Here is a 391-nt window from a genome sequence, read left to right as displayed (position 1 = left end):
CAAGTACACGCGCCGCTTCCGCTACCTCCTGGTGGACGAGTTCCAGGACACCAACATGGCCCAGCTCGACGTGCTCAAGCTGATGGCCGGCGAGTCGCGCAACGTGTGCGCGGAGGGTGACGACGACCAGTGCATCTACTCGTGGCGCGGCGCGGAGGTGCGCAACATCCTCCACTTCGACCACTTCTTCCCGGGTGGGAAGGAGGTGCGACTGGAGCAGAACTACCGCTCCGTGCAGATGGTGCTGGACGCGGCCAACGCCGTCATCGCGAAGAACCCCGAGCGCAAGGCCAAGCAGATGTGGACCGACCGCAAGGGCGGCCCCAAGGTCAAGGTCGTCGCGTGCCCCAATGACGAGGAGGAGGCCCGCTTCGTCGCGCACGAAATCCAG

At 65.5% G+C, this 391-nt stretch carries 1 protein-coding gene; it reads left to right on the top strand.

Annotation, left to right across the window (positions count from 1 at the left end):
- Positions 1-391 (top strand): UvrD-helicase domain-containing protein (locus D7Y04_RS43525; RefSeq protein ID WP_147477387.1); only part of this gene is annotated, 391 nt, incomplete at both ends.

It is taken from the genome of Corallococcus sp. AB038B (assembly GCF_003668955.1).
GTDB lineage: Bacteria > Myxococcota > Myxococcia > Myxococcales > Myxococcaceae > Corallococcus > Corallococcus exiguus.
This window is presented reverse-complemented; position numbering and strand designations above follow the sequence as displayed.